This is a genomic window from Phenylobacterium sp. (assembly GCF_044372605.1).
In the GTDB taxonomy this organism is placed as follows: Bacteria; Pseudomonadota; Alphaproteobacteria; order Caulobacterales; family Caulobacteraceae; genus Phenylobacterium.
On record NZ_JBILRO010000120.1, the window covers coordinates 1 to 10,071 of the forward strand.

Sequence of the window (10,071 nt, forward strand, 5' to 3'; positions counted from 1 at the left end):
TGATCGCGTTGAGCGGCGTGCGCAGTTCGTGGCTCATGTTGGCCAGGAAATCGCTCTTGGCCTGGCTGGCGGCTTCCGCCCGGATTTTCTCGGCCTCATATTTGCGGGCCAGTTCCGAGAGTTGTTCCTGGCTTTGCTCCAGGTTCACAACGACCCGGCGCAGTTCCCCCTCCTTGATGCGCCGTACCTCTTCCTGGGTTTTGAGCACGGTGATGTCGGCGGCGGTGACCACGAGTCCACCTTCGGCTGTAGAGCGTTCGGAGATCTGGACCCAACGACCGTCAGCAAGCTCGGCCTCACGCACGCCGCGTCGACCGCCGGCCGCAGGGTACTCCTGGCGAATGGCCTTGCGCGCAGCCCGGGCCACCGTCTCGCGGCCCACGCCGGTTTTCGCCAGTTCAGCGTCAAGCTGGAAAAAGCCGAGAAAGTTCTTGTTGCAGAGCACCAGCCTGCCGTGTCGGTCCCACAGGACGAAGGCTTCGGACGTGCTCTCGATGGCGTCTCGGAGGCGGCCTTCGGCGGACTGGGCCCGAGCCTGGGCCAGGCGTTCCTCGGTGACGTCCAATGCCACCCCGATGATCCGGGCGAACCCGCCCTCGGGGCTTTCGCCAAAGCCTCGACCTCGGAAATCGATCCAGACGGGCCGCGCGCCCGCCAGGGGCGGCACCCGGAAGGAGACATCGAAATCGCCATAGATCGCGGCCGTGGAGAGCGCCTCGCGCATGTCATCGCGATGGCCCGCGGCGACCCGGTCCAGCACCTGCTGGCCGCCGACCTCACCGCTGCGCCAGCCGAACAGCGAGGCGGTGACATCGGACATGAAGATCTTGTCGTCCGCCAGATCCCACTCCCAGATGCCGCAGCGGGCCGCCTCGACGGCCATCCGGAACCGGGTTTCGGAGTCACTGCGGGCGGCCTGGATCCGATCCACGCTGAGGGTCTCGCGAAACAGGAAGACGCCGAGCGCGATGGCGGCGAGCACGGGAACCATGAACCAGACGGCGAACTCGTGGACTCCGGCTCCGCCGGACAGGAGCCGGACCAGTGCGGCGATGGCGAACACGCCCAGAAGGACAAGGCTGCCCGCAATGGAGGGGCGGACCAGCCGCCTGAGCGCCGACGTGCGCGGGCGCGCCCGTCGTTCCGGCGTCACCCCGGCCAAGCCCTGTCCACCGCCCTCGGCCAAGCCTGCCAATCCCCCGCGTCCGGCGTTCGGCAACGCCGAACCGAAGCAGAGTCTAAGCTGATCCGGGGGCTTTGGTCATCGGGGTTCTCGACAATTCAGGCCAGGGCCCGCGCCGCCAGTTCCTGGACGTTTTTCGAAAGGCCCTCGACCTTGAGGATCCGTTCCAGCTGGGCCTTCATCAACTCGCCCAGCTCGGGCTTCAGCCGCCGCCAGCCGCCCAGCGGATCCACCAGCCGCGCGGCCGTCATGGGGTTGAACCGATCCACTGCAATGATCTGGTCGGCGAGGAAGCGATACCCGGCGCCGCTCGGATCATGGAACCGCACCGGATTGAAGTTGGCGAAGCTGGAAACCAGCGCGCGCAGGCGGTTGGGGTTCTTGGCATCGAAGGCCGGGTGGGCGGTCAGGGCCAGGATGCGGCCGAACGCCTCCTCCGACGTATCGCGGCCCTGTATGGCGAACCACTTGTCGATCACCAGCGGCTCGGATGTCCATTTGGCGTAGAAGTCGCCCAGCGCCTCGTCGTAATCCGCCCCGCCGATACGCATCAGGGCGTTCAGTCCGCCCATGGCGTCGGTCATGTTGGCGGCGGCGTGATAGTGGCCGCTGGCGATCTCGGCGACGGCGCGCGTCGGGTTGGCGGCCATCAACTCCAGCGCCGCATTGCGCAGGGCGCGGCGACCGGCGCCGGCGGCATCCGGCGAGAACTCACCCAGATTCTGAAGCCCGGTGTGGAGGCGGCGCAGTTCGGTGTCGAGGTGCAGCGCCAATCGCAGGCGCAGGGCGTCGCGGGCGGCATGCAAGGCCGCCGGGTCCACCGGGCTGCGCATCAGCGCCAGGTCACTCTCGGCCGGCAGCGCCAGCAACAGCGCCTTGAAGGCCTCGTCGGAGGCCTGATCGTTCAGCGCCCGGCCCAATGCCTCGGCATAGCGCTCCTCGCCCACCTCGTCGGGCTTGCCTTCGGCGCGGGCCAGGATCAGGTCACTGGCCAGATCCTGGCCGGCCTCCCACCGGTTGAAGAGGTCGGGGTCAGAGGCCAGTTGCAGATAGCGCGCCCGGGCCGGCGCGTCGGTCTTCAGCACCACCGGCGCCGAGAAGCCGCGCAGGGCCGAGATCACGGGCTGGCTGTCGACGCCGGTCAGCGTCACGGTCGTTTCGCCGCCGCTCAGCACCACGACGGTTTCGTCCGTCGCCACGCCGTCGCGCTCGAACGCCAGGGTGCGGCCTTCCGTGTCCAGCAGCCCGATGGTCACCGGGATCGGCAGATCGCGCTTTACCGGCTGATCTGTCGTGGGCGGGTTGGTCTGGGTGAGCGTCACGGCCAGCGACTTCGAAGCCCCGTCGTAGCGCGCGCTCAGGGCCACGCGTGGTGTCCCGGCCTGTTCGTACCAGCGGAAGAAGTCGGTGAGGTCCTGGCCCGAGGACTCGGCGAAGCACTGGATAAACGCCTCGACCGTCGTGGCGTGGCCGTCCCAGCGCTCGAAATAGATGTCCATGCCGGCCCGGAATGCAGCGTCGCCCACCAGGGTCTTGAGCATGCCGATGACCTCGGAGCCCTTTTCGTAGATTGTGGCCGTGTAGAAGTTCTCGATCTTCATATAGGCCGAGGGGCGCACCGCGTGGGCCAGCGGTCCCTGATCCTCGGCGAACTGGCGCGTGCGCAGCGCCTTGACCGCCTTGATGCGGCCCACGGCGGCGCCGCGCATGTCCATGCAGAATTCCTGCTCGCGGAACACGGTCAGTCCTTCCTTAAGGCACAGCTGGAACCAGTCGCGACAGGTGATGCGATTGCCGGTCCAGTTATGGAAGTACTCGTGCGCCACGACCGCCTCGATGCGCTCATAGTCCAGGTCGGTCGCCGTTGCGGGATCGGCCAGCAGGAGCGAGGAGTTGAAGATGTTCAGCCCCTTGTTCTCCATGGCCCCGAAATTGAAGTCGCGCACCGCCACGATCATGAACAGGTCCAGGTCGTACTCTCGGCCATAGGCCTGCTCGTCCCAGATCATCGAGCGCTTGAGGGAATCCATCGCATAGGCCGCGCGGCCCGCCATGCCGGGGTCGACATAGATGCGCAGGTCCACCGTGCGCCCGCTCATGGTGACGAGCTTGTCCTCCAGCACGTCCAGCTCGCCGCCGACCAGGGCGAACAGATAGCTGGGCTTGGGGAAGGGGTCGTTCCAGACCGCGAAGTGACGACCGCCGGGCAGGGCACCCTGGTCGATCAGATTGCCGTTGCACAGCAGGTGGTGGAACCGGGTGTCGGCCTCGATCCGGACGGTGAAGCGCGACAGCACGTCGGGCCGGTCGGGCCAGAAGGTGATCTTGCGGAAGCCCTCGGATTCGCACTGGGTGCAAAAGCGGCCGCCGGACATGTAGAGCCCTTCCAGCGCGGTGTTGTTCTCCGGATCGATCTCGACCTCGGTTTCCAGGGTGAAGGCGGCGGGCGGGGCGTGGATGGTGAGGAATTCCGCGTCGATGGCGTGTTCATCCGCGGAGAGCGCCCGCCCGTCGATGGCGACGGAGATCGGCTTGAGGTGCTCGCCGTTGAACGCCAGAGGCTCGGCGTGGTCACCATTGCGCCGCACGCTCAGGCGCGCCGTCACGCGGGTGGTGTTGGGCTGCAGGTCGAAGGTGAGGTGAACCTCATCGACCAGGTATGCGGGCGGGCGATACTCGGAGAGCTGGATCGGTTGGGCTGTGTCTGTGCGCATGGAGCTTTCTAAGCGGTGGAGTGAGGCGGCGCCAAGGCGATGACGCGAGGTCATACTTTTCTTGTGTCCCATCCGGCGCAATGGTGTGTGTGGAAACGCAAGAACAGCCGACCGCCGAAGAGGCCCAGATGAATTTTGATTTCTCCGACGACCAGAAGTTTCTCAAGAACGAGGCGCGGAAGTTCCTCGACGCCAACTGCAGCACGGCCAAGGTGCGCAAGGTGCTGGACGACGAGAAGGTCGCCTATGACGCGGGCCTCTGGACGGCGGTCGCTGGGCAGGGGTGGCTGGGCGCGGCGATCCCGGAGAAGTACGGCGGCCTGGGGCTGGGGCATCTGGAGCTCTGCGCCATCGCCGAGGAGCTGGGGCGCGTGGTGGCGCCGATCCCGTTTGCGTCGACGGTCTATTTCCTGGCCGAGGCGGTGATGCTGGCCGGGTCCGACGCCCAGAAGGCCGCGCTGCTGCCGAAGATCGCGGCCGGGGAGGTGATCGGCTGTGTGGCCACCTCCGAGGGACCCGGTGTCCTGAATGCCGCGGGCCTTCAGGCCAGCGTCGCCGGCGGCAAGCTGACCGCAGTCAAGCTGCCGGTGACCGATGGCGACATTGCCACCCATGCTCTGGTGATCGCCAAGGAAAACGGCCAGCCGGGGTTGTTCCTGGTGGATCTGTCCGGCGGCGTGACGCGGGACGCACTGCAGACCCTTGATCCCACACGTGATGCGGCGAGGCTCACTTTCGCCGGCGCTCCCGCCGAGCGTCTGGGCGCGCCGGGCGAAGGCTTCGCCCTGCTGGAGCAGATCATGGACCGGGCGGCCGTGCTGTTGGCCTTTGAGCAGTGCGGCGGCGCGGACCGGTGTCTGGAAATGGCCAAGGCCTATGCCATGGAGCGCTATGCGTTCGGCCGCGTGATCGCGTCGTACCAGGCGATCAAGCACAAGCTGGCCGATATCTACATCAAGAACGAACTGGCCCGATCCAACGCCTATTACGGCGCCTGGGCGCTGAATACCGATGCGCCTGAGCTGCCCGTGGCGGCCAGCGCCGCGCGGATCGCGGCGTCCGAGGCCTTCTGGTTTGCGTCCAAGGAAAACATCCAGACTCACGGCGGCATCGGCTTTACCTGGCAGATCGACGCCCACCTCTACTACCGGCGCTCGCGCCAGCTCAGCCTGGTGGCCGGCGCGCCCCGGGTCTGGAAAGAACGGCTGATCAGCCACCTCGAACGTCGTAACGCGGCCTAAGGAGCGGATAGATGGATTTCAACGACACCCCCGAAGAAGCTGCCTACCGCGCGGAAGTCCGCGCCTGGCTGGAGGCCAATGCGCCGAAATCGGCGGTCGCCGATGATGGCGAAGGCGGCGGTTCCATGGACGCTTCAAAGGCCTGGCAGGCGAAGAAGGCGGCTGCGGGCTATGCCTGCATCACCTGGCCCAAGGAGTGGGGCGGGCAGGGCGGCAACCCGCTCCAGCAGGTCATCTTCAATCAGGAGGAGGCCAAACACCCCATTCCGCCCAACCCGTTCACGATCGGGCTGGGCATGTGCGTGCCGACGGTCGCGACGTTTGCGGACGCCGAGACCAAGGCCCGGTTCGTCGGCCCCGCCCTGCGCGGTGAGGAAATCTGGTGCCAGCTGTTCTCGGAACCCTCCGGCGGTTCAGACGTGGCGGCGGCGCGGACCAAGGCGGTACGCGTCGATGACGGCTCCGGCGACTGGATCATCGACGGCCAGAAGGTGTGGACGACGGGCGCCCAGTTCTCGAACTTCGGCATTGTGGTCACGCGCACTGACATGGACGCGCCCAAGCACAAGGGCATGACCATGTTCTGGGTCGACATGAGCGATCCGGGCATCGAGGTGCGGCCGATCCACCAGATGTCGGGCGGCTCGGGCTTCAACGAGGTGTTCTTCACCGGCGTGCGGGTCAAGGACAGCCAGCGGCTGGGGGCGGTCAACGACGGCTGGAAGGTCAGTCTCGTGACCCTGATGAACGAGCGCCTGGCCGTGGGCGGCGCGTCCGGCGCGGGCTGGTCGCAGTTCATGGAGGCGGCGCGCGGGATCACCGGCGTGGATGGCCGACCGGCGCTGAAGGATCAGGCGCTGCGTGAAAAGCTGGCCGACTGGTACGTGCAGGCTGAGGGCCTCAAGCACACCCGCAACCGCACCATGACCGCGCTCAGCCGGGGCCAGACGCCCGGGCCCGAGAGCTCGATCGGCAAGGTGGTGGCCGCCACCCAGATGCAGGATCTGGGCAATGAGGCGCTGGAGATGCTGGATCAGTACGGGATCATCAGCGATCCCGAGCTGGCGCCGCTCAGGGGCGCCTTCCATGCGTCGGTGATGTCGGCGCCGGGCCTGCGCATCGCGGGCGGCACGGACGAGATCCTGCGCAACATCATCGCCGAGCGCGTGCTGGGCCTGCCCGGCGACATCCGCGTCGACAAGGACGTGGCGTTCAAGGACCTGCCGACGGGGCGTTAACGCGGGTCGTAAGCCCGGCCGACCTCGGCCCTCGCGCCCACGTTCGGAAGGAACGCCGGCTCGCGTCGGGCCCTGGTGGCCTGCTCGAAGGCGAAGCCCAGGCTCAGCAGCCTGGCCTCGGACCAGGCCGGGCCGATGAAGGACAGCCCGAGCGGCAGGCCGGTGATCTGGCCCGCCGGGACGGTAAGGTGCGGATAGCCCGACACCGCCGGCAGCATGGTGGGTGAGCCGAACGAGACGCCGCCGTTCACCGGGTCGACGATGGAGGCCGGGCCGTTGCTGGGCGAGACGATGGCGTCCAGCCTGTTGTCCGCCAGCATCCTGTCCAGCAGGCCGCGGGCGAGGCTGCGGGCCTGGGCGCGCTTTTCCAGATAGCCCGGATCGGTGATCGGCGGTTTGGTCACCGACTGCTCGAAGATCTCCTGGGCGAACAGCGGCATCTCGCGCGGCTCGGCCTTGTTGAAGGCGATCAGGGCCTCCAGGGTCCGTGCGGTGACGGCGGGCGGTGTTGTGGCCAGATAGGCGTCAAGCGCGGCCTTGAACTCGGTGCGCAGGCATTCGCCCTCGAGAGCGCCGATCTGGCCCATGACGGCGCCGTCGGTCTTCACCTCCACCAGCACGGCGCCCTGGGCTTCCAGCGCCTTCACGGCAGCGTCGAACACCGCGTCGGTCCCGGGCGAGCGGCCCTTGTTGGGTGTCCAGACACCGATCCGGGCGCCCTTGAGCGTGGCGCCTTTCAAGGCGACCAGATAGTCGACCTTTTTCGCATCAGCCTCCCTGGTGGCCGCGTCGGCGGGATCGCTGCCGGCGATGACGTTCAGCAGGGCGGCGGCGTCGGCGACAGTGCGGGTCATCGGCCCGGCGGTGTCCTGCTCGGGGGAGATGGGGATGATGTGGGTGCGGGAGACGAGGCCCACGGTGGGCTTGAGGCCGACGATGCCGTTCATCGCCGCTGGACAGATGACCGAGCCGTCGGTCTCGGTGCCGATGGCGAAGGCCGCCAGCCCCGCCGCCACGGCCGCGCCCGATCCCGCCGACGAGCCACAGGCCGTGCGGTCCAGCGAGTATGGGTTGCGCACCAGGCCGCCCACCGAACTCCAGCCGCTGATCGACCGCGTCGAGCGGAAATTGGCCCATTGCGACAGGTTGGCCTTGCCCAGCACCACAGCGCCCGCGTCGGTGAGGCGCTTTGCGATGGGCGCGTCGCGGCCGGTGGCGTTGGCCGCCAGCGCCAGCGAGCCGGCGGTGGTGGCGGTGCCGTCGTTGGTTTCGATGTTGTCCTTCAGCAGGATGGTGACGCCGTGGAGCGGCCCCCGCAGCTTCCCCGCCCGGCGTTCGGCGTCGAGGCGGCGGGCATCGGCCAGAGCGCGGCTGTTCAGCGCCAGCACGGAATTCAGCTTCGGCCCCGCGCGGTCGATCCGCTCGATCCGTTCCAGATAGGCGCGGGCCAGTTGCTCGGACGTGACCTGGCCGTCGGTCATGGCCGCCTGCTGTTCGCCCGCCGAGGCATAGGGACTGATCATCTGGGCGTGGGCTCCAGTGCACAGCAGCGTGAGCCCCAGGGTGAGGGCGATAGGTCTGAACATGGCGCGCTCCGTGGGACGATGCGCCGTTGTAGCGCGTGGGTGGGCGGGCGCCAGTGGGTCGGGTGGCGGCTTGAGAGCTCGCTTCGATCCTTTGTTGCCCACCACAGATTGCCGGTTGGCAAGGTGCGGCCTGGAGTTACAATGCAGCTCATGGGCAGGGCCGCGCCTCAGCCGGAGATGAAGCCGCATTCGTGCGGGCGAACCGGCGCGAGACGCCGCAGGAATGCCCCGGCCCTGCGCCGCTATGTCCACGGCCCCGGGGTGGATGAGCCGCTGGTCTGGTACGAGGGCGCGGGCGTGGCCGACCGGCGCTGGCTGCACGCCGACCGTCAGGGCTCGATCATCGGGGTCTCGAACGGGGCGGGTGCGGTCACGCCCTACGCCTACGGCCCCTGGGGCGAGCCCAGCGACTGGACCGGCCCACGCTTCCGCTACACCGGCCAGGCCGCCTTCCCCGAAGCCCAGGCCTACCACTACAAGGCCCGTGTCTACGACCCAGCGCTGGGGCGGTTTTTGCAGACCGATCCTATCGGGCAAGCCGATGATCCGAATCTCTATGCGTATGTGCGGGGGGATCCGGTGAATGGAATCGATCCAGCTGGAACCGATGCGATCTGGCTTTCCTTCACGGATGGAGCGTACGGTGCTGGTCATGCAGCGGTTGTCTTCGTGGATCAGAAAACTGGTTTCGCGACTTATGCCGACTACGGATCTAGCCAAGGAGATCGGGAGAAGGCCAACAATGTTTACGCGGTCCGGCTCCCGGTGACGGCGAAATTTGATGGAAGGGGCATTCTCACGCCTCAAAGCATGTCATCGATTATTCGGGCGTCCGTGAAGCTCAACCCTGACACCGAAAAATCTCGTGCCGATGTCATTGCTTCTTACCATCCAGAAGCAGACGACATGGCAGGCGGCGCTGCCGGCATTGATGCCTGGCACGGCCGTTCGTATTGTTTAATCGGTGCCAGCTGCGTGGATGCCGCGCGGGAGGGGATGCTGGGTGCCGGTGCCCGCATTGTAAAAGGTATTGATCCGGGTCCAAACGCTCAAGTCGGGAGAGATGCTCAATGGACCGGGAGCCCACTATCGGGGCGCTATAGACAACACAAAGATCCCAAAACATCTTCTGCGGCATGCCCAAATTATGGGGCCAGCTCAGCCAAGTGCGGGTCCAGTGTTGAATTCGTAGATTGATCTAAAGTGGGGAATCTGAGGACGCGCAGGATCGGTTTCGGAGCAGGGATTGTTATCCTGGCATCGACGTCAATTCTACTGGTGTCTTCGCGCCAGTCGGACGTGCCGTTGGATGCGGCATTTTCAATGAATTTCCCGGAAAGGCCAGCTTGGACAAAGTGTGTCAGCGCAAGCGACGGCTGGAGTCATCGAATTCGTTGGTTCGTATTTGCCAATTACTACGACATTTTGGTCGCAAATCAAAGTAATTGCAGAGAATTGGATACAAATACTGATATGATTGTTTACAAAGAATATCGGTATGACAACAAAATATCATCCGTGATGAAATTTAATTCTATGAAGTGCAGCGAAGAATTTCATGTAAAGTTGTCAAAAATCAGATCCGCAATAGACAACAATAGATTTTATAAGCGAAAGACTATAATTTTTAGTCAGATTTATGTCTCCAATACAACGTGCAGCAATGGAGGGATATCAATCTCGGGTATTGACGGATGTCGTTGCTCATATTCTAGCGAATACAGAATGGCTGAAGACAATAAATCCAGGTACGTGTTGCAGGAAAATCGATGACATAGGAAAGGAAATTAACGGTGACACTTTACTTAATCCCCCAAATATAGCTGTTGAGCCATGCAAGATTCTACTGCCGAGGCGTAGGGACTGATCATCTGGGCGTGGGCTCCAGTGCACAGCAGCGTGAGCCCCAGGGTGAGGGCGATAGGTCTGAACATGGCGCGCTCCGTGGGACAATGCGCCGTTGTAGCGCGTGGGTGGGCGGGCGCCAGTGGGTCGGGTGGTGGCTTGAGGGCTCGCTTCGATGCTTTTGCCCACCACAGATTGCCGGTTGGCAAGGTGCGGCCTGGAGTTACAATGCAGCTCATGGGCAGGGCCGCGCCTCAGCCGGAG

Annotated in this window: 6 protein-coding genes; 3 read left to right on the forward strand and 3 right to left on the reverse strand. The window is 65.4% G+C overall.

The window, feature by feature from the left end; genetic code table 11:
- Together ACIQ42_RS10870 and pepN are read right to left on the reverse strand one after the other, a co-directional pair.
- A partial coding sequence (locus ACIQ42_RS10870; RefSeq protein ID WP_397422214.1) for a PAS domain-containing protein occupies positions 1 to 1,186 on the reverse strand: 1,186 nt, incomplete at its 3' end.
- 95 nt (positions 1,187 to 1,281) lie between these two features.
- Positions 1,282 to 3,897 carry an aminopeptidase N gene (pepN, locus tag ACIQ42_RS10875; protein ID WP_397422215.1) on the reverse strand — a complete coding sequence of 872 codons (2,616 nt, stop codon included), beginning with the start codon at positions 3,895 to 3,897 and terminating at the stop codon, positions 1,282 to 1,284.
- Between the two features lie 128 nt (positions 3,898 to 4,025).
- Here pepN and ACIQ42_RS10880 point away from each other — a divergent pair, with 128 nt between their 5' ends.
- Together ACIQ42_RS10880 and ACIQ42_RS10885 are read left to right on the forward strand one after the other, a co-directional pair.
- Positions 4,026 to 5,138 (forward strand): acyl-CoA dehydrogenase family protein, encoded by a 1,113-nt coding sequence (locus ACIQ42_RS10880; protein WP_397422216.1) that lies wholly within the window; start codon positions 4,026 to 4,028, stop codon positions 5,136 to 5,138.
- Positions 5,139 to 5,149: 11 nt separating this feature from the next.
- Positions 5,150 to 6,376 carry an acyl-CoA dehydrogenase family protein gene (locus ACIQ42_RS10885; RefSeq protein WP_397422217.1) on the forward strand — a complete coding sequence of 409 codons (1,227 nt, stop codon included), beginning with the start codon at positions 5,150 to 5,152 and terminating at the stop codon, positions 6,374 to 6,376.
- Here ACIQ42_RS10885 and ACIQ42_RS10890 read toward each other — a convergent pair.
- On the reverse strand, positions 6,373 to 7,962 hold the full coding sequence (locus ACIQ42_RS10890) for an amidase (RefSeq protein ID WP_397422218.1): 1,590 nt from the start codon (positions 7,960 to 7,962) through the stop codon (positions 6,373 to 6,375). The genes ACIQ42_RS10885 and ACIQ42_RS10890 overlap by 4 nt on opposite strands.
- A 141-nt stretch (positions 7,963 to 8,103) precedes the next feature.
- On the opposite strand from ACIQ42_RS10890, the gene ACIQ42_RS10895 reads away from it, so the two are divergent.
- Positions 8,104 to 9,159, forward strand: a complete 1,056-nt coding sequence (locus ACIQ42_RS10895; RefSeq protein ID WP_397422219.1) for an RHS repeat-associated core domain-containing protein — start codon at positions 8,104 to 8,106, stop codon at positions 9,157 to 9,159.
- The last annotated feature ends 912 nt before the right edge of the window (positions 9,160 to 10,071 follow it).

What these genes read in the sequence shown, in the direction of transcription:
- ACIQ42_RS10885 (WP_397422217.1), top strand. Translation starts at nt 5,150, where the DNA reads ATGGATTTCAACGACACCCCCGAAGAAGCTGCCTACCGCGCGGAAGTC.
- ACIQ42_RS10880 (WP_397422216.1), top strand. Translation starts at nt 4,026, where the DNA reads ATGAATTTTGATTTCTCCGACGACCAGAAGTTTCTCAAGAACGAGGCG.
- ACIQ42_RS10895 (WP_397422219.1), top strand. Translation starts at nt 8,104, where the DNA reads ATGCAGCTCATGGGCAGGGCCGCGCCTCAGCCGGAGATGAAGCCGCAT.
- ACIQ42_RS10890 (WP_397422218.1), bottom strand. Translation starts at nt 7,962, where the DNA reads ATGTTCAGACCTATCGCCCTCACCCTGGGGCTCACGCTGCTGTGCACT.
- pepN (WP_397422215.1), bottom strand. Translation starts at nt 3,897, where the DNA reads ATGCGCACAGACACAGCCCAACCGATCCAGCTCTCCGAGTATCGCCCG.